The 18,957-nt window shown below is 59.2% G+C and carries 23 protein-coding genes; 14 read left to right on the forward strand and 9 right to left on the reverse strand.

What is annotated here, in order from left to right; all coding sequences use genetic code 11:
* The 4 genes from DV520_RS10010 to DV520_RS10025 all read left to right on the forward strand — a co-directional run.
* A partial coding sequence (locus DV520_RS10010; protein ID WP_277352352.1) for a helicase-related protein occupies positions 1 to 901 on the forward strand: 901 nt, incomplete at its 5' end.
* Between the two features lie 334 nt (positions 902 to 1,235).
* Positions 1,236 to 1,865, forward strand: coding sequence for an NAD(P)-dependent oxidoreductase (locus DV520_RS10015; protein ID WP_117142618.1), 630 nt, complete (start codon positions 1,236 to 1,238; stop codon positions 1,863 to 1,865).
* Between the two features lie 65 nt (positions 1,866 to 1,930).
* Positions 1,931 to 2,740 (forward strand): protein-ADP-ribose hydrolase, encoded by an 810-nt coding sequence (locus DV520_RS10020; RefSeq protein ID WP_117142619.1) that lies wholly within the window; start codon positions 1,931 to 1,933, stop codon positions 2,738 to 2,740.
* Complete coding sequence (locus DV520_RS10025; protein ID WP_021919877.1) at positions 2,676 to 3,563, forward strand: SIR2 family NAD-dependent protein deacylase; 888 nt, start codon at positions 2,676 to 2,678, stop codon at positions 3,561 to 3,563. The genes DV520_RS10020 and DV520_RS10025 overlap by 65 nt, the downstream gene beginning before the upstream one ends.
* 135 nt (positions 3,564 to 3,698) lie before the next feature.
* Here the strand turns inward: DV520_RS10025 and DV520_RS10030 are convergent, their stop codons facing one another.
* Genes DV520_RS10030 through DV520_RS10045 form a run of 4 tightly spaced genes read right to left on the reverse strand, consistent with a single transcriptional unit; the run spans position 3,699 to position 8,459 of the window.
* Entirely contained in the window at positions 3,699 to 5,129 is a 1,431-nt protein-coding gene (locus tag DV520_RS10030) for a DUF4340 domain-containing protein (protein WP_117142620.1), read from the reverse strand.
* A complete protein-coding gene (locus DV520_RS10035) occupies positions 5,126 to 6,619 on the reverse strand; it encodes a GldG family protein (RefSeq protein ID WP_117142621.1) in 1,494 nt (497 codons plus the stop codon). Before DV520_RS10035 ends, DV520_RS10030 begins: the two co-directional genes overlap by 4 nt.
* On the reverse strand, positions 6,616 to 7,482 hold the full coding sequence (locus DV520_RS10040) for an ABC transporter permease (RefSeq protein WP_117142622.1): 867 nt from the start codon (positions 7,480 to 7,482) through the stop codon (positions 6,616 to 6,618). The genes DV520_RS10035 and DV520_RS10040 overlap by 4 nt, the downstream gene beginning before the upstream one ends.
* Entirely contained in the window at positions 7,479 to 8,459 is a 981-nt protein-coding gene (locus tag DV520_RS10045) for an ABC transporter ATP-binding protein (protein ID WP_242984687.1), read from the reverse strand. The genes DV520_RS10040 and DV520_RS10045 overlap by 4 nt, the downstream gene beginning before the upstream one ends.
* Before the next feature lie 188 nt (positions 8,460 to 8,647).
* Here DV520_RS10045 and DV520_RS10050 point away from each other — a divergent pair, with 188 nt between their 5' ends.
* Both DV520_RS10050 and DV520_RS10055 read left to right on the forward strand, forming a co-directional pair.
* Positions 8,648 to 9,043: a BlaI/MecI/CopY family transcriptional regulator gene (locus DV520_RS10050; RefSeq protein WP_117142624.1), complete on the forward strand. Its 396-nt coding sequence runs from the start codon at positions 8,648 to 8,650 to the stop codon at positions 9,041 to 9,043.
* Positions 9,036 to 10,577, forward strand: coding sequence for a M56 family metallopeptidase (locus DV520_RS10055; protein ID WP_165850089.1), 1,542 nt, complete (start codon positions 9,036 to 9,038; stop codon positions 10,575 to 10,577). Before DV520_RS10050 ends, DV520_RS10055 begins: the two co-directional genes overlap by 8 nt.
* 47 nt (positions 10,578 to 10,624) lie before the next feature.
* Here the strand turns inward: DV520_RS10055 and DV520_RS10060 are convergent, their stop codons facing one another.
* The 3 genes from DV520_RS10060 to DV520_RS10070 are packed head-to-tail and all read right to left on the reverse strand — an operon-like array spanning position 10,625 to position 12,658.
* Positions 10,625 to 10,933 carry a transcriptional regulator gene (locus DV520_RS10060; protein WP_117142626.1) on the reverse strand — a complete coding sequence of 103 codons (309 nt, stop codon included), beginning with the start codon at positions 10,931 to 10,933 and terminating at the stop codon, positions 10,625 to 10,627.
* 4 nt (positions 10,934 to 10,937) lie between these two features.
* Complete coding sequence (locus tag DV520_RS10065; protein ID WP_021919869.1) at positions 10,938 to 11,666, reverse strand: hypothetical protein; 729 nt, start codon at positions 11,664 to 11,666, stop codon at positions 10,938 to 10,940.
* Positions 11,667 to 11,725: 59 nt separating this feature from the next.
* On the reverse strand, positions 11,726 to 12,658 hold the full coding sequence (locus tag DV520_RS10070) for a LysR family transcriptional regulator (protein WP_117142640.1): 933 nt from the start codon (positions 12,656 to 12,658) through the stop codon (positions 11,726 to 11,728).
* Positions 12,659 to 12,801: 143 nt separating this feature from the next.
* Here DV520_RS10070 and DV520_RS10075 point away from each other — a divergent pair, with 143 nt between their 5' ends.
* The 3 genes from DV520_RS10075 to DV520_RS10085 all read left to right on the forward strand — a co-directional run bounded on the left by DV520_RS10075 (position 12,802) and on the right by DV520_RS10085 (position 14,380).
* Complete coding sequence (locus tag DV520_RS10075; protein WP_117142627.1) at positions 12,802 to 13,383, forward strand: sugar O-acetyltransferase; 582 nt, start codon at positions 12,802 to 12,804, stop codon at positions 13,381 to 13,383.
* A complete protein-coding gene (locus tag DV520_RS10080; protein ID WP_117142628.1) occupies positions 13,380 to 13,919 on the forward strand; it encodes a flavodoxin family protein in 540 nt (179 codons plus the stop codon). The genes DV520_RS10075 and DV520_RS10080 overlap by 4 nt, the downstream gene beginning before the upstream one ends.
* 107 nt (positions 13,920 to 14,026) lie before the next feature.
* A complete protein-coding gene (locus tag DV520_RS10085; RefSeq protein WP_117142629.1) occupies positions 14,027 to 14,380 on the forward strand; it encodes a cyclophilin-like fold protein in 354 nt (117 codons plus the stop codon).
* A gap of 41 nt (positions 14,381 to 14,421) precedes the next feature.
* Here the strand turns inward: DV520_RS10085 and DV520_RS10090 are convergent, their stop codons facing one another.
* Entirely contained in the window at positions 14,422 to 15,033 is a 612-nt protein-coding gene (locus tag DV520_RS10090; RefSeq protein WP_021919866.1) for a DUF1643 domain-containing protein, read from the reverse strand.
* A 228-nt stretch (positions 15,034 to 15,261) separates the two neighbouring features.
* Between DV520_RS10090 and DV520_RS10095 the strand changes: the two genes are divergently transcribed.
* From DV520_RS10095 to DV520_RS10115, 5 genes are all read left to right on the forward strand, one after another.
* Positions 15,262 to 15,891 carry a thiamine phosphate synthase gene (locus DV520_RS10095; RefSeq protein ID WP_117142630.1) on the forward strand — a complete coding sequence of 210 codons (630 nt, stop codon included), beginning with the start codon at positions 15,262 to 15,264 and terminating at the stop codon, positions 15,889 to 15,891.
* Positions 15,875 to 16,528: a thiamine phosphate synthase gene (thiE, locus tag DV520_RS10100; RefSeq protein WP_117142631.1), complete on the forward strand. Its 654-nt coding sequence runs from the start codon at positions 15,875 to 15,877 to the stop codon at positions 16,526 to 16,528. The genes DV520_RS10095 and thiE overlap by 17 nt, the downstream gene beginning before the upstream one ends.
* Before the next feature lie 76 nt (positions 16,529 to 16,604).
* On the forward strand, positions 16,605 to 17,423 hold the full coding sequence (gene thiD / locus DV520_RS10105) for a bifunctional hydroxymethylpyrimidine kinase/phosphomethylpyrimidine kinase (protein WP_021919382.1): 819 nt from the start codon (positions 16,605 to 16,607) through the stop codon (positions 17,421 to 17,423).
* An 89-nt stretch (positions 17,424 to 17,512) separates the two neighbouring features.
* Positions 17,513 to 17,962: a helix-turn-helix domain-containing protein gene (locus DV520_RS10110; protein WP_117142632.1), complete on the forward strand. Its 450-nt coding sequence runs from the start codon at positions 17,513 to 17,515 to the stop codon at positions 17,960 to 17,962.
* Positions 17,949 to 18,404: a GNAT family N-acetyltransferase gene (locus tag DV520_RS10115; RefSeq protein WP_117142633.1), complete on the forward strand. Its 456-nt coding sequence runs from the start codon at positions 17,949 to 17,951 to the stop codon at positions 18,402 to 18,404. Before DV520_RS10110 ends, DV520_RS10115 begins: the two co-directional genes overlap by 14 nt.
* 21 nt (positions 18,405 to 18,425) lie before the next feature.
* On the opposite strand, the gene DV520_RS10120 is transcribed toward DV520_RS10115, so the two are convergent.
* Positions 18,426 to 18,956: a GNAT family N-acetyltransferase gene (locus DV520_RS10120; RefSeq protein WP_021919385.1), complete on the reverse strand. Its 531-nt coding sequence runs from the start codon at positions 18,954 to 18,956 to the stop codon at positions 18,426 to 18,428.
* Between the last annotated feature and the right edge of the window lies 1 nt (position 18,957).

Raw genomic sequence — 18,957 nt, forward strand, 5'->3', positions numbered from 1 at the left:
GGGGAAGGCCCCCGCCATCATTTACGGCGCCCTCCCCTACGCCACCCGCCGCAAGCAGATGGAGGGGTTTCTGGCCGGACAGATGGACTATGTGGTCTCCACCGACGCCATCGGCATGGGCTTAAACCTTCCCATCCGCCGGATTTTGTTCATGGACACAGAAAAATTCGACGGGGTAGAGCGCCGGGCCCTCAAGCCCGAGGAAATCCAGCAGATCGCCGGGCGGGCCGGCCGGTACGGCATGTATGACAAGGGCTATGTGGGCGCCACCCAGAACTTAGGGGCCATCCGGGCCGGGCTGAACACCGTGGTTCCCCCCCTCCAGCAGGCGGTGGCAGGGTTTTCCGACCTGGTTCTCATGGTGGACTTCGACCTGTTGGAGGTCCTCACCGAGTGGAACAAGATGCCCACGGTGGAGCCCTATGTCAAGCTGGATATCACCCGGTATCTTACCATCATCTCCAAGCTCCGGGAGCAGGGCTTCCAACTGACCAAGGAGCAGGAGCTCCGGGCAGCCAACATCCCCTTTGACGAGACTGAGGAACCGCTGCGGGCGCTCTTCTTCCACTTCCTCCGCCTCCATCAGCAGGGAGAGGCCCTTCCTCAGCCCGAGCTTCCCCAGGAGGGCCCCCGGACCCTGCCGGACCTGGAGCTCTATTGCCGGAAGTTAGACCTGTACTTCTCCTTTGCCAAAGCCTTTGGCTGCCCGGTGGATGAGGACGCCCTCTATGACCGGCGGGAGGAGGTCGCAGAGGAGATCAACGAAATCCTCCTGCACCGTTTGAAAAACAACATTCGCTTCTGCGCCCTCTGCGGCACCGCCCTCCCCCTCCATCACCATGGCCGGCTCTGTGATGCCTGCTTTCGAAAGCAGCGCCGGCGTGGTTTGGGGCGGACGTAAGAAAGAAAATCACAGGAATGAGATGATACCTCATTCCTGTGATTCTTTTTCCTGGGAGACACGCCTCCCACAAATCATTTTTCATCCTGCCCAGCTCATTTCTGATAAGCAGAACCTGCCCATGGTCCCCCAACAATCGGAACCTGGTTTCCACCATGCCGTCTTGCCATTTCACCTGCAAAAACGCTGTATTCTCCGCAATGGTTTCTTTTTGGTGACTACGGCACATTAAAGTGCTTACTTCACTTTTTATCCCAATGGATATATTATAATCCTGCAAGCGGGAACAGCAAACCGCAAATAAAAACAAGAAAACTATGGAGGTATCTTTCGTATGAAAATCGCAGTTGTGTGTGCAAACGGGAAAGCAGGATCGCTGATTGTGAGGGAGGCTGTGGAGAGAGGTCTCGACGTTACCGCCGTGGTACGCAGTGAGAATCAGTCCGCAACACAGCAGGTGATACAGAAAGACCTGTTCCATCTTAAAGCATCTGATTTAACCGGTTTTGACGTTGTCATTGACGCCTTCGGCACATGGACGCTGGAGACACTGCCCCAGCACAGCACGTCCCTGAACCACCTTTGCAACATTTTAAGCGGTCAAGACACCAGACTTCTTGTCGTAGGCGGTGCAGGCAGTTTATATGTAAACCCAGAGCACACCGCGCAGGTCATGGACGGGGTAGATTTCCCGGCAGAATTCAAGCCGCTGGCCTCTCATATGGGAAAAGCCCTGGAAGATCTTCGGACCAGAAACGATGTGAAATGGACCTACATCAGCCCTGCTGGGGATTTTCAGCCAGACGGAGCAAAAACTGGAAAATATATTCTGGGCGGGGAGGAATTGGTCCGAAATGCCAAAGGGGAAAGCGTTATCAGCTATGCAGATTATGCGATTGCTGTGGTCGATGAAGCGGTAAAGGGGAATCATATCCAGCAGAGAATTTCCGTCGTCGCCGAATAAACCGTCGAGGGCCCTTTGACGTCCTTCCTGGATAGGCAGAGGTTTTCTTACAGAAGGGAGATATTATGACACAGAAAGAACGGCGTGTTTTCTTAATCAACTATTTGAAAAACGAAGAAGAATCTTTCAAAGGAATTGTCATCCCCCATGATACAGAGGCACAAAAACATCTCCTTCGCGCTTTGATGAACGTGCGTCCGCCCATGCCTGTCTCAAAGGATTTTACGGACATACAGGACGAATATTTACAACAGGAGAACAGGCAGCGTGGGATTGTATCCCTTGGTGATTTATCTCAGGAACAGCCGGAGATCTATCTCTGGCAAGGGGATATTACCCGCCTTTCTGTTGATGCAATCGTAAACGCTGCCAATTCTGCCATGTTAGGCTGCTTTGTTCCCTGTCATGGTTGCATTGACAATGCCATCCATTCCGCTGCAGGCGTGCAGCTTCGTCTGGAATGTGCCCGCATCATGGATAAGCAGGGAAAACCAGAAGAAACGGGAAGGGCAAAAATCACAAAAGGCTATAATCTGCCTTGTCAGTATGTTCTTCACACCGTTGGTCCAACGGTCCATGAAGCCGTCACAGAGAAAGACTGCGAACAGCTTCGAAGCTGCTACCGCTCCTGTTTGGAACTGGCGGCAACGTATCATCTGAAAAGCATCGCTTTTTGCTGTATCTCCACAGGAGAATTTCATTTTCCTCACGCGCTTGCCGCAGAAATTGCAACGCAGACCATACTGCACTACCAGCAGACACACCAAAACCGCCTGAAGGTGATTTTTAATGTTTTTAAGGACAAGGACTATGAACTCTACAAACGCAAACTGGAAAGACATTGCCCGTCTAAGGGAAACGATACAAACTGCTGAGGCCATCATCATCGGCGCGGGGGCAGGACTTTCCACTTCCGCCGGTTTTTCCTATTCCGGCAGGCGTTTTAAGGAGAACTTTCCAGATTTTATTGCAAAATATGGCTTTTCAGATATGTATTCTGCCGGTTTCTATCCCTACGAAACCTTAGAAGAACACTGGGCTTATTGGAGCCGGTATATTTTTATCAATCGCTATCAAAATCCACCAAAACCAGTGTATCAAAACCTATTTCATCTGGTACAGAGCAAGGATTACTTCGTGCTGACAACAAATGTAGACCATTGTTTTCAGAAAGCTGGATTTGACAAGCAGAGACTGTTTTATACGCAAGGAGATTATGGTTTGTGGCAATGCTCAAAGCCCTGCCATAACCGCACGTATGACAACGAAACGGTTGTCAAAAGAATGGTGCGGGAACAGAAAGCGATGCGGGTTCCGTCGGAATTGGTGCCATATTGCCCGCTCTGCGGCGCACCCATGTCCATGAATCTCCGCGCCGACAGCACCTTTGTGGAAGATGCAGGCTGGGACAAAGCGGCAAACAGGTATCAAAATTTTTTAAGGCAGCACAAGGGGCAGCACATTCTATACTTGGAACTGGGCGTTGGCGAAAATACACCAGGAATCATCAAGTATCCCTTCTGGAACATGACACATCAGAATGCAAATGCGACATACGCCTGTGTCAATTTGTCAGAGGCAGATATTCCTGCAGAAATCAAACCGCAATCCATCGGTGTCTATGGCGATATCGGCGACGTGTTGCGAGAAATTGTGCCGCAGCGGCAAACACCATTGCGCCGGCCAACGGCAGGATAACCCCCTTTCCGCACTGCCGCGCGCTTCCGTTGCCAGCGCATCTGTAAGAAGAACACCACTGTCTGCAAAACCCAATGGTCCACAGCCGCAAGCCATCGTTTGAATGGCCTGCGGCTGTGGTTTTGGCGCCCTATCCTACTCTGTCAACAATTCCCGCACGGTATCCACAATCTCCAACACGCTGTCCCGGTCCACCAGCAGGCGCGTCTCTCCGTTGAGGCCCACCAGACAGCTGCTGCTGTCATACTGGTAGAACGCCAGCTCCACTGCAGGGTAGCTCGCATTGTCCTGCTGGAAGGTGAAGACGATCTCCGTCTTATTTCCCGCCGCATTGGCATCACTGCCCGTGGGCTCCAGTTCCTGAAGGCGGTCCAGCGCGTCTGTAATCTCCACGGTCTTCCCGTCCCGCTGGTAGACATAGGTCTCCGTCGTCGCACCGTCCTCGTCTGTTGTCTCCTGCACCGTCTTTTCCAGGGTGTAGGCCTCCCCATCTAACTGGATCTCCACCCCCGTCACCTGGCTCCAGTCCAGCAAAATAACATCTTGGGGCAGCAGATCCGTCCCATTGGCGGCCAGAATAGCGTCACACAGGGTTCCATCCACCTGGTACACCATGGAGGAACCGCCCAGACGAGCATAGCAGGTGTCCCCATCATAGTCCCCCAGCTCCAGAACAAAGGTCTTGTCTGTCTGCTGGGTCTCATAAACCGGCTCGCCGTTCTCATCGGTCTCGTTGGTCTCCACTTGGCTGGTCTCGGTGTAGCGGACGGTGACCGTGGCCGCCGGTTTGTCCAGGCCGTAGCGCCCCAGATCGTCCGCCGACGCCTGGTATTCCACACAGCTGTTCCAGGTCAGACCGGTGATGTTCTGGACCAGGGATTCCGCCAGGTCCGTGTCCAGTGCCGTGTAACCCCCGTCAGTCTTCCAGAACCAGGTATACTGGTCACTGTATGCCAGGCCGCTGTCCTCCTGGTATTCCATCTCCAGCGTGCCCGCGTTGGTGGTGATCTGTACCCCGCGCAGGTCTGTCATGGAGGGAATGGTCTCTTTTTCCACAATGTCATACAGCCCCAGGGCAAAGGTATCCAGCAAGGAGGCGTCCACCAGGTAAACATTGCCGTCCCCAATAGAAAGATACCGCTGTCCCCCTAACCCGGTTTCCTCGCCAATGGCCAACTGGTATTCCTTCTCTCCCTGGACTGTAATGGAGCAGACAGCATTCTCCAGGCCATACTCGCTCAGGTCCTCCACATTCTCAATGGTCTTGGCCGCCTGAATCTCCTTCAGGGCCTGCACCATCGCATCCGGATAGGACTGGTCCAGGGGAAACGCCGCGTCCGCCGGATAGGTCCAGTTGTTCTCCTGGTCCTTCTCCAGGGAAATGGTCTCCTCCTCATATTGCCAGGTCAGAGACGTCACCTGGTCCGGGTCCAGGGTAAAAATTGTAACGGCAGTCGCTTCCTCTGTCCCCTCGCCGTCCGGGGCCAGCTCCATAACCACAATGGTCAAAACCAGCAGCGCCGCCAGGGCCAGCAGCAGCAACCCTAACTTTCTTCCTCGTGTCATTGACGTTTCCTCCTGATCCAGATTCGAAGGCCAAAGGCTAAATAGCCCGCAGGCAACACTGCCACAACCAGCAGCGTCAGCAGGGAGGCGGTGGAGGCGCTCATGGTGAGGTATTCCGTGGTCATGGTCTTGGCATGAATGGAGATTCCCTCCTCCTTTTCACAGGTCCACCCCATACAGTTGAGGAAAAAATCCTGATTCGCGCCGGAGACCTGCTGGTTGTATTGATCATTGAGCAGAGACGTGGAGGCAATCCAAACCACATGGCTCTCTGTGCCGTCCGCCAGGGTTTCCGTGGCCGCCGCGGCCAAGGCAAAGGGCCCCGCCTCATCCCCCTCTTCCTTTTGGTACGTCTCCATGCCATATCCGGCCAGCTTGGAATAGGCCTCGTCGGAGGTGGTCAGCAGCGGGCTCACCGATAAGCCCTCCCGGGGGAATTCCTCCAGCTTCAGTCCCTGGGCCAGCGCCATGAGAATATAGTACCCGCCCTCCTGGAGGGGCGAGGTGATGGTATGGCTCTCCAGATTGGGTAAAAGATATACTGGGCTCCCCAAAGCGTAGTGGGAGGGGTCTCCTTCCACCACCACCCCTTGGGCCGACGACATGCCATACTCCGCCATTAGCTCCTCCAAATTGGGCCGCTCCTCCCCCGTCTGGGCCGGGTCCGTGAGCAGGATCAAATCCCCGCCCTCCTGGAGGTAGGCCAGAATGGCCTCCTTCTCCTCCTGGGAGAGGTCACTCTCCGGCCCACAGATCAGCAGGCAGTCCGCGTCTTCGGGCACCTCTTCCGCCGTGAGCAGGGAGAGCTCCTCCAGTTCCATATTCTGCTTTTCCACCGCGGACTGGAAGCTGGCGCTGAGGGCGGACTCCCCATGCCCTGTGAGCGTGTACAGTTTGGGCAGGGTGTCACGGATCACATAGTCAATGGCACTGGTCAGGGCGCTCTCCCCCGCGAAGTTCATGTAGTAAGAGGCCCCGTCATCCCCGTACTCATAGGTATAGATGTCCTCATAGCTTACGTAGGTGTACCGGGCCTCAGACTCCACAATCAGGCTGTTGTTGTAAACCGTCCCCGTCACATACTCCTGGACAAAATTGGGGTCCACGTCCGGGTCCCGTTTTTCCAGGGTCACACGGTCGCTGCGGGACGTATATCGGTCCAGCAAAGTTCCCAGGGTCTCATCCTCCTGGCCGCTCTGCACCAGCCAATAGACGGTGATGTCCTGGTCCAGTCCATCCAGCAGCTGCTCTGTCTCCTGAGACATGGTGAACATAGACCCGGCGGAGATGTCAAACTGCGTCGCCCCGGCAGGCAGCGCGTTGACCAGCAGATTGGCCACCACGGCGATCACCACCACAATGGCCGCCGCCGCCACACTGTATCCCCCCACCCGGAAGGAGCGGGTCCGCAAAGATGCCTTCCAGGCGTCCTTGCTGGTTTTTTTCCCGTTCCACTGGGGCAGTTTCCCCCTCCACGTCGGCAGCTTCATTCGCTCCACCTCCTCTTCTCCAGGGACTGCACGGTCAGGAACAGAAAGACCCCGATCACCGTCAGAAAGTAGACCAGCGACGTCAGGTCAAATACCCCATCTACAAACTGATAAAACCGTTCAAACAGGGACAGCCCTTCCACCATACTGGGAAACAGTCCGGCAAAGTCCTCTCCGCCCAGGACAGAGCCCAAGATCAAAAGGCCCTCTAAAATACCCACCAGGACCAGGGAGACCCCGTTGTTCCGGGTCATTAGACGGAAAATTCCTCCCACCAGAAGAATCAAAACCGTAAAGGCCCAAAAAGACGCCATCGCCGAGGCGGAAAAGTAGGACGCCAAATCAGAAATGAAGTAGTTCACCAGCATCACCACAAAGCACAGCCCGGCAGCCACCCCCTGGCTCTCTGTAATGGAGGAGAGAAACATGCCAATGGCCAGCAGCGCCGCGCCCAGGAAGAAAAAGCCCACCGCCGTCCCGAAGGCCAGCGGCAGATAGACCGAGCCAAAGGCCGACAGGACCAGGGGATACAGGCAGATGATCCCCGTGGGAACCAGGAAAACCACCAAAAGGGCGGCATATTTTCCCAGTGCCACCCCGGTCATGGACAGCGGGAGGGAGTAGAGCAGCTGGTCTGTCCGCTGCCGGCGCTCCTCGGCAATGACCCGCATGGTGAGAATGGGCACAATGATCAGAAAAATAAAAGACAGATTGCTCAGCACATATTCAAAGTTCGACAGCCCTGCGTTCAAATTGACCGCCATGGTATAAATCCCCGCGAAAAGCAGGAGAAAGGCCCCGAACACATACCCTGTCATCCCGGTAAAATAGGACGACAGCTCGTGGCGAAAGACCGCTTTCATCCTTCTGCCTCCTCTCCGTCCTGCCGCTGCCCTTCCCCGGGCAGCTGGACCACGGGGGCTTCCGCAGTCAGCTCCAAGAAGATTTCCTCCAGGCTGGTTTGGGCCGTGGTCATCCGCAGCAGGGCCTTCTGCGCCCGGCTGAACGCGAAGAAAATTTCCCGGCACAGGGCGTCCTCTCCATCGGTCTCCAGCACCACCCCGCAGCGTCCCCGGGGCTCCTCCCGCGTTGTCACCTCCAGAATGTGGTCCAGCGGCGCCAGAATGGCACGGACCTCTTCCGCCGTGGCCTCCGCGGTCAGCTCCACGGTGGTGGTGCCGGCAAACCGTTTCTCCAGGTTCTCCGGCGTGTCACAGGCCACCAGCCGTCCCTTGGAGAGGATGAGGATGGTCTGACACACCGCCTGCACCTCGGATAGAATATGGCTGCTGAGGATCACTGTGTGGTCTTTGCCCAGGGACTGGATAAGGGCCCGGATTTCCATGATCTGCTTGGGGTCCAGCCCCACCGTGGGCTCATCCAGGATCACCACCTCCGGGTCCCCCAGCAGGGCCTGGGCAATGCCCACCCGCTGCTGGTATCCCTTGGAGAGGTTCTTGATGAGCCGGTTGGATACCGACTCGATCTGGGTAACCGCCATGACCCGGCGCATCTGTTCCTCCAGGGCGCTCCCCGTCAGGCCCTTGGCCTGTCCCACAAAGGCGAGGTATTCCAAAGGCGTCCGGTCCAGGTAGAGGGGAGGCCGCTCGGGCAGGTAGCCAATGCGCCGCTTGGCCTGGGCCGCATCCTCAAAGATATCGTATCCCCCCACCGTGACCTCCCCCTCCGTGGCCGCCAGGCAGCCTGTCATAATGTTCATGGTGGTGGATTTCCCCGCGCCATTGGGGCCGAGAAAGCCATAGATCTGTCCTGTTTCAATGTGAAACGACAGATTGGACACGGCGGTATGGGAGCCATACCGCTTGGTGAGATTTTTCACTTCAATCAAAAAGGTTCCTCCTTTTCCCGTTCACTGGGTCCGGAGACCCGTCGCCTCTTACGGTAGCGGAGGAAGCTTAACTGAACCTAAAAATTTCCATGAACAAGATGTGAAGGATGTCCTTGACCTCACCGTTATACCATTGTATAATATTATCATCCAAGATAATTTTGTCCGGAGGTGATCCCATGCCCTCTCGTCACAGCAAGCGCCTGGGGGAGGCGGAGCTGGAGATCATGCAGATTCTTTGGTCCGCCCAGGCCCCGCTGACCGCCCGCCAGATTCTCCAGCAGCTGGGGGACCATCGAACCTGGGCCTTGTCCACCCTGATGACCGCCCTGTCCCGCTTGGGAGAAAAGGGCTTCGTCCGCTGCGACCGAAGCACCCGCACCAATCTCTACACCCCAACCCTCTCTGCCCAGACCTACCAGGCCCAGGAGGGCCAATCCTTTCTGGCACGGCTGTACGGCAATTCCCTGCCCAGCCTGGTGGCCAGCCTCTACGACAGTCGTGCCATCGGCAAAGCGGAGCTGCAGGAATTAAGAGACTACCTGGATCATCTGGAGGAGGATGCGCGTGCTTAATCTCCTGTTCACCAGCGTGCTGGAACTCTCCCTCTCCACAGGTCTGGTCGTGGCGGTTTTCCTGGCCCTTTCCCCCGTTTTAGGCAAAACCGTCTGGCCCCGCTGGCGCTGCCTGCTCTGGACTCTGCTGGCCCTTCGGCTGCTGCTGCCGTTCTCCCTGCCCGGCCAGGACGCCCCGGTTCACCTCTCCCTGCCCACCCAGGCGGTCTCCGCACCGGTTGTTTCCACCCCCTCCGCACCTGCCAGTGATCAAACCTCCTCTGAGGCGGCAGCTGCGGCGTCTCCCACCTGGCTGGACCTCTCGGCACTGGCTTGGGCCGCCGGCGGGACGGGCTTTCTGGCCTGGCAGGGGATCGCCTATATCCGGTTCCGGCGGCGTATCCTTCGGCGGCAACACCGGGAAGCAGACCCGCAGCTCCAAGCACTGTTCCAAGACCTGGCCATCCAAATGGGCCTGGCTCGCCCCGTGTCCCTGGTGGTGAGCGAAAATGCCCCCTCCCCTATAACGCTGGGCCTTCTCCATCCTCTGGTCATCCTGCCTCCCCTGGACGCTGACCAGGAAAAGCTAATCTGGATTCTTCGCCACGAGCTGGCCCACCAGGCCGGGGGGCATCTGTGGTGCAAGCTTCTGCTCCTTCTGGCCCGGGCCGTCCACTGGTTCAACCCCCTGGTCCATCAAATGGCCCGGCAGGCCGCCCGGGATTTGGAGCTGGCCTGCGACAATCGGGTGGTGGCAGGCGCCTCCCCGGTCCAGCGGCGCGCCTACGCCCGGACCCTTCTGGCCGCCCTGGAAACTGCGTCCGCCTCCACTACGTCCCTGTCCACCCCATGGCAAGGAGGAAGTTCCATGATGAAACAACGATTCCACAATCTTTTCTCCCCCATTCCCCGTCGGCGGGGACGCATGTTGCCCGCCATTGCGCTGGCGGCGGTGCTGTGCCTGGGCGGGCTGGTATCCTGTTCCTCCGGACCCCAGACCACGCTGCCCCAGGAACCCACAGACCTCCAAGCTCTGCCCCATCTCCAATACACGGCCCGCCCTGGCATGCTCATCAAAGACGCCCAGCTCACCACGCCCTTTTGTCTCTCCCCCACCGACACCGCAGACGCCTCCGGTGCGCCCGCAGAACAGATGATCCCCCTGGCGGACGCGCAGCCCCTGAAACAAGGGGACGTTGTGCTGATCGTGGGCAGCATAGGCAGCCACTACCAAGTTATCCTGCCCGCATTGGACCCGCCTTTCCTGGAGGGAACCCTCCCGCAATCCGCTGTCAGCACAGACCCCGGGCAGTTTGCCCAGGCAAACCTGGGAACCGTCGGCGCGGACACGCCCTGTTATCTCACCCCAGAGGATACCTCGGCTGTCTCCGTCTTCTCAGACCCCTGCCTGGTATCCGTGTCCTCCCGCGCAGGCGGCTGGGCCAAAGTACAGGCCCCTGGCGGCGGGGCCCCGGTCTGGGTCCGCTCCCAGGACCTCTCCTACGATTTCACCTGGACCGGACGCACCGTGGACCTCTCCCAACTGACGGTTTGACCGCAAACCAAAAAAGCTGCCGGAGCGAAGTTTCGCTCCGGCAGCTTTTACGTCTCTGGCTTCTCCTCCTCTGCCTGGGCCAAAAGAGATTCCAGCAGGGCCACATACTGGGTAAATTGCTCCCGCCCATAGGGGAGCAGACGATAGGTGGTATTGGGCCGGCGGCCCACGAACTCCTTTTTGCTGTCCAGGTATCCCTCTTCCTCCAGCTGTTCCAGCTGTTTGCCCAGGTTACCGGCGGTGGCCCCGGTAAGGTCCTGGAGGGTCCGGAACTTTTTGGGCCCAGACAGCAGCGCCGCAATCACCGACAGCCGCAGACGGGATTGCAGGGCAGCAGGAATCTGCGACAGTTCCATGGTCTCAAGCCCCCTCCGGCCGCCGCTTCAGACGGCGGGCCAGCAGAAGCAGCGCCGCGGGCTGGAAGAAATACTGCAGCAGCCCCAGCGCCCCTATGGAAAGCAGCACCTGCCGCGACGCCGGCTGGGGATAGCCCGTCAGCAGAATCCCGCCCAAGGAGAGAATTCCTCCCAAGACGGCCATCCCCACGCCCAACCACCACAGTCCCCTCTCCCGCAGCAGGATTCCTGTGATTATCAGGGGCATCCCCGGAAAAATCACCGGCAGAAACCACTGGAAGGCCATGCACACCGTCATGATGTCAAAGACACCCATCTCCATGCCCAGGTTGGGTACAAAACGAAGCCCCGCCTCTACCACGCCAAACAGCAGAAGGTACAGCACCAAGAACAGCTGCCAAATCCCCAGCAGCTGCCCGCTCAGAGCCGCAAAGCCCCCTTTTCTCCTCTGCCACAGCACACACTGCACCAGCAGATAGACCACCAGCACCACCTTGGCCCAGGTGAGGAGCCCATACAAGCTGAGGGGCAGCGCAAGAGGAGGAAAATAATAGCCTATAAAATCCGAGGTGTTTACAAAAAACGCCAGAACCCCATAGAGCAGCCACACCAGCCCCATCCGCCAAAAGACAGGCGCCAGGGTCTGAAACGAGGTGGCCGTCTGGTCCAGCACCTGACGGATAAGATGCAGGTCCTCCATGGCCATGGTTCGGGTGGTCTGGTTATTTTCCATTTTTACCTCTCCTTTCAAGATTACTCTATAAAATAGAGTATATGAGAAAAGGAATTTTGTCAAGCTTTCTTTGGCCCTATTCTCTCCCCTCCTCCCCTGTCAGCCGATTCCCTTGGGCGCATTTCCTGAAATTTTTTCAAAAAGGCCTCTGCCGCCTGGGAAAAGACCGGGTCCTTTTTCCAAACCAGATTGAGACGGCTCTCCAGCTTCGGCGTCAGTGGCCGGAAACAAAGCTCTGTCCCGGCGGTGTTCACCAGCTTGTCCAGGGCCAGGGCACAGCCAACGCCCTCTTCCACCATACGTGCCGCATTATAGATAAGGTTGTAGGTGCCCACCTGCCTCAGGCACCGGACACTCTGGCCCAGCCACCCGGAGAAAGTGTTGTCCACCATCCGCTGGCGGGACACCAGCAGGGGAACCCCCAGCAGGTCCCCCGGGCAAATGACCTGCTTCCGGGCCAGGGGATGGTCCCGGCGCATCAGAAGCCCCCAGGTATCCGCAGCGGGCAGCTGAATATAATCGTACCGCTCCAGGCTGACCGGTTCAATCAGAATGCCAAAGTCCAGCAGTCCCTTGTCCAGCCGCTCCGTGACATCCTCGGCGTTGCCGCTGTACAGGTGATAGCGAATGTTAGGGTGTTCCCGGGTCAAGGCCCGGGCGGCCCGGGCAACCAGACGCATGGCGTCTGTCTCCCCGCCGCCGATGGCGATCTCTCCGCTGATCTCCTTCTGGGGCGCCTGAAAGGAACGCAACGTCTTGTCTGCCAGGGCCACAATCTCCTCCGCCTGCCGGTGCAGACGTTTGCCCGCCTCTGTCAGGGCAACCCGCCGGTTCTTCCTCCCCCGGTCAAAGAGCTTTGCCCCCAATTCCTCCTCCAACTCCATCAGCTGCCGGGACAAAGTCGGCTGGGTGATGTGAAGCTCTTCCGCAGCAGCGGAAATGCTCTGCATGCGGGCCACCGCCAAAAAATAGCGCAGAACCCGTAGTTCCACAGGCTTGTCCTCCTCTCTGTTCTGGGTCAGCGTATCACCTTTTTCCATGCTTATCAAGCATATCTTACTATTTTTTATGGGTATTTGCTATTTTTTCTTCCCTCTGCTATCCTACTGACAAACCACCAGAAAGGAACCTATCCATGGATTTACCAGCGTTTTTAGATCATCTCAACCGGGGTCTCCCCGTGGAGGGAGGCTCTCCCGTTCATCAGTTCATGCACCAGCTCAGCCAGGAGGCCCTGGCCATCACCGGCATGCTGAACACTGGGTACCATCCTCCCGAGGAGATCCGCGCCCTGTTCTCCCAGCTCATCGGCAAACCGGTGGACGAAAGCTTCACCTTGTTCCCCCCTTTTACCACCGACTGCGGGAAGAACCTCTCCCTTGGGAAAGAGGTCTTTCTCAACGCCGGCTGTCGGTTCCAGGACCAAGGGGGCATTACCATCGGCAACGGCGTCCTCATCGGACATAACGTGGTGCTGTCCACCCTGAATCACGACCCCGCGCCCGCCCGGCGCGCCTGGCTCCACCCAGCTCCCATCGTCATCGGTGATCGGGTCTGGATCGGCTCCAACGCCACGGTGCTCCCTGGGGTCACCATCGGTGACGGTGCCATTGTAGCCGCCGGCGCCGTTGTCACCAAGGACGTCGCCCCCAACACCGTGGTGGCCGGGGTCCCCGCCCGTCTGCTGCGTCCGCTGACAGAGGAGGAACTCCAATGAAAAAACGCGTGCTGATTCTCTCTACCAGCCCCCGCCAGGGCGGCAACTCCGATGCCTTGGCGGCGTCTTTTGCCGAAGGGGCCCGCTCTGCCGGGCATACGGTAAGCCACTGTTCTCTTCGGGACAAATCCCTTCACTTCTGCCTGGGCTGCCTCTCCTGTCAAGAGACGCCAGGCTGTGTTCTCCAGGATGATATGGCAGAAATTCTATCGCAAATGCGTACCGCCGATGTGCTGGTCTTTGCCACCCCCATCTATTTCTACGAAATGTCTGGACAGATGAAAACCCTTCTGGACCGGACCAATCCTCTTTTTTCTGGAGAATACGCCTTCCGGGCAGTTTATCTTTTGGCCGCAGCTGCAGAGGCAGCTCCCCAGGCTGTGGATGGTGCGCTCCACGGTCTGGAGGGCTGGCTTGCCTGTTTTCCCAAGGCCACCCTGCAAGGGGTTGTCTGCGGCTGCGGCGTCACCGGGGCTGGAGAGATACAGGATTCTCCCGCCCTGTCCCAGGCCCGCGCCATGGGGGCCGCTCTATGAGATGGGCGTTCTTCCTGGCGGCCCTGTTCCTCTGTCTGTCCGGCTGCAGCGGGCCGGCTGCACATGCGGAACTGCCAGAAACATTTCCAACCATGGAGGGCTCTCCTATGCCTACCCTATGCCTCGCCGTCCACGGCGCAGAGTATCCTGTCACCCTGCGGGACAGCCCAAGTACACGCGCCTTGGTCCGCCAGCTGCCCATGACCCTTACACTGGCGGAACTCAATGGAAACGAGAAATACGCCCGCCTGCCGGAGGCACTCCCCACTGACGCCATACAACCTGGCGCCCTTCAGACCGGAGACCTCATGCTCTACGGCGCAAACTGCCTTGTTTTATTCTACCAAAGTTTCCCCTCTTCCTATTCCTATACTCCGCTGGGACAAATAGAGCATCCAGATGGACTGGCTTCCGTTTTAGGCGCTGGCTCTGTTACTGTAACCCTTTCCATTCTGCCATAAAGGTCCCCCGCCCCCTGGCAAAGGCCAGGGGGCGGGGGATTTTACAGCTGATCCAAATACGCCGTCACGGGAAAATCCCGGACCTTTTCCTCTTTTCGCAGATACAGCGGGTGGTGAGGATGCCCCTTCTTGGAACACTTCCCCGCGCAAAGCCACCGGGCGCCGTATTCCTCCCCGATGGCGACCATGTCCCGGACACAGTCCCGGAGATAGGGGCGTTTTTCTATGATGGTGCCCCAAGCCGCCCAAACCGCAGGGGTAAAACCCGCCCCCACCTGGGAGAGGACATACCGAAACGCCGTCATATTCTCCCGGTGGAGGGCCTGGTTGCATTGGGCATCCATGTCCTCCGGTCGGGTGGCTCGCTGGGCATAGACATTGAACATCAAAAAGCTGTCGTAGCCGTTGCCCGCCGCGATCCGTTCCACCGATTTCAGCGTATTGTCCAGGTCCCCCGGCACCGCGGTGGAGGGGTTGATCCCGATACAGATCAGGGGATTCTCTCCCCGGGTCCCCAGCAGGTACCGGTACTCCGCGTAGTGATCGGGAATATACAACCACTTCTCCCGGTCAAAATCCCATTGGGTCGGGACCAGGGCCTGCTCAAAGGTCAAAATCTCCAGTTCCTGGGTCTGGCAAGTGGGAATATGCATCTCACGTCCCCCTTTGTTTCCGTTTTTTTCCGCATGTTTTTTGTATCTTACCACAAAGGCCCCGCTGTGTCGAGGGTTTGCGTCTCCGCCCCCTCTTGTATTTGTTCCGGCGGCAAGCTATAATGAAAAAACAAAGTACAGGGACCCATCCCACAGCGATGTCCCCCGCCCCGGCCAAACGCCGCCGGTGGCCGGCAGTACGCCCCCTTTCTCCCGGAGGGAATTGCCATGCTCCACACAGCCCCATCCATTCTGTGCGTCACCGACCGCACCTTATGTCCTGAACACTTTCTGTCACAGATTTCCCGCATCGCCGCGGCAGGTCCTGCCGGGGTGATCCTGCGGGAAAAGGATCTGTGTGAATCCGCCTATCGGTCTCTGGCTGCCCAGGTTCTCTCCCTCTGCCGGCAACATCAGGTCCCCTGCATCCTCCACACCTTCCCCTCCGCCGCCCGGGCCCTGGGGGCCACGGCCCTTCACCTTCCCCTGCCCCTTCTGCGCGCCATGCCCAAGGAGGAACGCGCTGCCTTCTCCTCCCTGGGTACCTCCTGCCATTCCATTGCGGAGGCCTTGGAGGCCCAGGCACTGGGGGCCACCTATCTTCTGGCCGGACATATTTTTGACACCAGCTGCAAGCCGGGCCTGCCCGGGCGGGGATTGGATTTCCTGGCCCAGGTCTGCGCCGCTGTCCCCCTGCCTGTTTACGCCATTGGCGGCATCACGGCGGAAACTCTCCCCGGGGTACGCCGGGCCGGGGCCCGGGGCGCCTGTTTTCGGAGCGGCTTTATGACCTGTCCCGACCCCGCATCCTACCTGCACACATTGGAAAGGAGCTTTTCCCATGCCATTTCACCCTGATCAGCTTCTCCTTTACGCTGTCACCGACCGGGCCTGGACCGGGCGGCAAACCCTGTTGGAACAGCTGGAGGCCGCCCTCCAGGGCGGTGTCACCCTGGTCCAGCTCCGGGAAAAAGACCTGGACCCAGCCGCCTTCCTGGCAGAGGCCCTGGAAGTCAAGGCCCTGTGCCGCCGGTATCACGTCCCCCTGATCCTCAACGACCAGGTGGACCTGGCCCTGGCCTGCGGGGCAGATGGCGTCCACGTGGGCAGTGAGGACCTGCCTGTGGCGCATATCCGCCGGCGGGCGGGCCCGGACTTTATCATTGGGGCCACGGCCAAAACCGTCCAGCAGGCCCAGGCCGCCCAGGCCGCCGGGGCCAACTACCTGGGGGTGGGGGCCGTTTTCCCCTCCCCCACCAAGCCCGGCGCCCAGCGCCTTACGCCAGAGGAGCTGGGGGGCATCTGCGCCTCGGTCTCCATCCCCGCGGTGGCCATCGGCGGCATCGGCCCAAGCAACCTGGCCCAGTTAAAGGGGTCCGGCGCGGCGGGCATCGCCGTGGTCTCCAGCCTCTTTGGGGCAGAGGATATCCAGGCCGCCGCCCAGGCCCTGGCCCGCCAGGCCCGGCAAGTTTTGTTCCCCCATCCCATTCCTTAGTCCCTCCCTCACAGCCTGCGGCCTCTGTGCCGCCGGGTTTTGATCTCTGTACCAACGCAGCAAAGGAGACACCTCCATGAAAACAGCATTGTCGATCGCCGGCAGTGATTCCAGCGGCGGCGCCGGCATCCAGGCGGATCTGAAAACCATGACCATGAACGGGGTCTACGCCATGAGCGCCATCACCGCCCTGACCGCCCAAAACACCACCGGGGTGTCGGCCATTCTGGACGTCACCCCCCATTTTTTACAGCAGCAAATTGACGCGGTGTTCACTGACATTCCCCCGGACGCGGTGAAGATCGGTATGGTCTCCTCCGCCCCTCTCATCCAGACCATCGCCCGCTGCCTTCGGACCTATCAGGCGGCCAACATCGTAGTGGACCCTGTGATGGTCGCCACCAGTGGGGCCCGTCTCCTGGATGAGGACGCGGTGGAAACCTTGACCCAGACCTTGCTCCCCCTGGCAGACCTTCTCACCCCCAACCTGCCTGAGGCGGAGGTTCTGTCCGGGTGCTCCATTCAGACAGAAGCCGACATGGTAACTGCCGCCCGGCGGATCAGCCAGACCTATCACTGCGCCGTGCTGTGCAAAGGCGGGCACAGTGTCAACGACGCCAATGACCTGCTCTACGCCGACGGCACCCTCCAGTGGTTTCGGGGCCGCCGGATCGCCAACTCCAACACCCACGGCACCGGCTGTACCCTCTCCAGCGCCATCGCGGCCAACCTGGCCAAAGGGTTTTCCCTGCCCCAGGCGGTACAGCGGGCCAAGGACTACGTCTCCCAGGCCCTGGCCGCTATGCTGGACCTGGGACAGGGTTCCGGTCCCCTGCACCACGGTTTTGCCCTCTCCGGCACATGGGCCCAGGAGGCTCCGCCGCCTGTCCGTTAACCCGTTTCCCCCTTTGTTTCTTTCCGTTGCTTGCCGCAACGGGGCAAATTCACTATGCTGAGAGAAGAAATACAAGGAGGCTTCTGTCTATGTTCCAAGAAAATCTCAAAAACTACCGGAAGGCCAAGGGCCTAACCCAGGAAGATCTGGCCGTCCGTCTGCATGTGGTCCGGCAGACCATTTCCAAGTGGGAGAAGGGCCTGTCCGTCCCGGACGCCGCCCTGCTGGTCCGCCTGTCCGAGGTATTGGAGGTCCCCGTCAGCCAGCTGCTGGGCGCCCCCCTGCCGCCGGAGTCCTCCACGGATCAGGTGGCCGAACAACTGGCCCGGATCAACGAGCAGCTGGCCCAAAAGAACCGCCGGGCCAGGCGGATTTGGCAGGTGGTGGTGGGCATCCTGTTGGCCTTCGTCCTTCTATGGGGGATTCTTTGCCTGCTCTCCTACCACTCCTATACCCAGTACGTCTCCCCACCAAAAATTCAGGTGGAGCCGCTCTCCTCCATTCCGGTAGAAAGAAGGTGCTCCGATGCAGTGGCTTGAACTCTCCTTTCAGGACCGCTCCCCCGCGTGGATCGCCCGGCTGGAGGCCCTCTGGACCGCCACTGTCCAGGCTGACCACAGTGCCCTCCCCCGCCACACCGTACAGGACCTGGCCGCCGGGGTGGTCCAGGTCCTCCGCACCGTGGCCCATCTGACGGTGGCCTTGGATGACACCGGCGCCCCGGTGGGCGTTCTGGGCGTCAGCGGCCATAGCCTGGAGCTGTTTTTTCTTCCCCCTGACCAGCAGGGCACGGGGCTGGGAAGCCGCCTGTTTCAGCATGCCATGGCCAAGCACTACCTCGCCCAGATCACTGTCTGGGAGGCCAACACTCGGGCACTGGGCTTTTTCCTGCGGCGCAGCTACCGGATCCACCACCGCACCCCCGCTGATCCCCAGGGGTACCCCTTCCCCACCCTATACCTCACCCTCTCCTGCTATTGAGAAACCCGCAGCCTGTGTTCTCTACAACACAGGCTGCGGGTCATTTTCTCCCCGGCACCGGGCGTACATCTTCATATCCAGTACTCGTCCGTCCTTGACTGCGTTCTGCCGCAAGACCCCCTCCAGCTGGAATCCCGCTTTCTCCAGCACCCGGCAGGAGGCGTGGTTCTCTGCGAAGGGTTCCGCAAAGATTCGCAGCAGGTCTGTCCGGGCAAAGACCCATTGAACCGCCTCCCGCACCGCCCAGGTGCCGATTCCCTGACCCCAGTGGTCCGGCCCCAGATAATACCCCAGTTCCGCCGTGCGGCGGTGGATATTTCCCTGCCGGAACATGCCCAAACTGCCCACGGGAATATCCTCCTGGGCAATGGCAAAGGCAAACACCTCTTCCGGGTCCGATGCCAGCGTCTCCGCCAGAAAGGCCCGGGCATCCGCCTCCGTATAGGGATAGGGCAAACCATCCCGGAGCATGCGCCGCACCCGTCCATCCTGGAGCAACGCGGCCAGGGCCCCGGCGTCAGACATCCGCCAGGGACGCAGCGTCCATGTCATG

Source organism: Evtepia gabavorous, assembly GCF_003425665.1.
In the GTDB taxonomy this organism is placed as follows: domain Bacteria; phylum Bacillota; class Clostridia; order Oscillospirales; family Oscillospiraceae; genus Evtepia; species Evtepia gabavorous.

What these genes read in the sequence shown, in the direction of transcription:
- DV520_RS10015 (WP_117142618.1), top strand. Translation starts at nt 1,236, where the DNA reads ATGAAAATCGCAGTTGTGTGTGCAAACGGGAAAGCAGGATCGCTGATT.
- DV520_RS10020 (WP_117142619.1), top strand. Translation starts at nt 1,931, where the DNA reads ATGACACAGAAAGAACGGCGTGTTTTCTTAATCAACTATTTGAAAAAC.
- DV520_RS10025 (WP_021919877.1), top strand. Translation starts at nt 2,676, where the DNA reads ATGAACTCTACAAACGCAAACTGGAAAGACATTGCCCGTCTAAGGGAA.
- DV520_RS10030 (WP_117142620.1), bottom strand. Translation starts at nt 5,129, where the DNA reads ATGACACGAGGAAGAAAGTTAGGGTTGCTGCTGCTGGCCCTGGCGGCG.
- DV520_RS10035 (WP_117142621.1), bottom strand. Translation starts at nt 6,619, where the DNA reads ATGAAGCTGCCGACGTGGAGGGGGAAACTGCCCCAGTGGAACGGGAAA.
- DV520_RS10040 (WP_117142622.1), bottom strand. Translation starts at nt 7,482, where the DNA reads ATGAAAGCGGTCTTTCGCCACGAGCTGTCGTCCTATTTTACCGGGATG.
- DV520_RS10050 (WP_117142624.1), top strand. Translation starts at nt 8,648, where the DNA reads ATGCCCTCTCGTCACAGCAAGCGCCTGGGGGAGGCGGAGCTGGAGATC.
- DV520_RS10060 (WP_117142626.1), bottom strand. Translation starts at nt 10,933, where the DNA reads ATGGAACTGTCGCAGATTCCTGCTGCCCTGCAATCCCGTCTGCGGCTG.
- DV520_RS10065 (WP_021919869.1), bottom strand. Translation starts at nt 11,666, where the DNA reads ATGGAAAATAACCAGACCACCCGAACCATGGCCATGGAGGACCTGCAT.
- DV520_RS10075 (WP_117142627.1), top strand. Translation starts at nt 12,802, where the DNA reads ATGGATTTACCAGCGTTTTTAGATCATCTCAACCGGGGTCTCCCCGTG.
- DV520_RS10080 (WP_117142628.1), top strand. Translation starts at nt 13,380, where the DNA reads ATGAAAAAACGCGTGCTGATTCTCTCTACCAGCCCCCGCCAGGGCGGC.
- DV520_RS10085 (WP_117142629.1), top strand. Translation starts at nt 14,027, where the DNA reads ATGCCTACCCTATGCCTCGCCGTCCACGGCGCAGAGTATCCTGTCACC.
- DV520_RS10090 (WP_021919866.1), bottom strand. Translation starts at nt 15,033, where the DNA reads ATGCATATTCCCACTTGCCAGACCCAGGAACTGGAGATTTTGACCTTT.
- DV520_RS10095 (WP_117142630.1), top strand. Translation starts at nt 15,262, where the DNA reads ATGCTCCACACAGCCCCATCCATTCTGTGCGTCACCGACCGCACCTTA.
- thiE (WP_117142631.1), top strand. Translation starts at nt 15,875, where the DNA reads ATGCCATTTCACCCTGATCAGCTTCTCCTTTACGCTGTCACCGACCGG.
- thiD (WP_021919382.1), top strand. Translation starts at nt 16,605, where the DNA reads ATGAAAACAGCATTGTCGATCGCCGGCAGTGATTCCAGCGGCGGCGCC.
- DV520_RS10110 (WP_117142632.1), top strand. Translation starts at nt 17,513, where the DNA reads ATGTTCCAAGAAAATCTCAAAAACTACCGGAAGGCCAAGGGCCTAACC.
- DV520_RS10115 (WP_117142633.1), top strand. Translation starts at nt 17,949, where the DNA reads ATGCAGTGGCTTGAACTCTCCTTTCAGGACCGCTCCCCCGCGTGGATC.
- DV520_RS10120 (WP_021919385.1), bottom strand. Translation starts at nt 18,956, where the DNA reads ATGACATGGACGCTGCGTCCCTGGCGGATGTCTGACGCCGGGGCCCTG.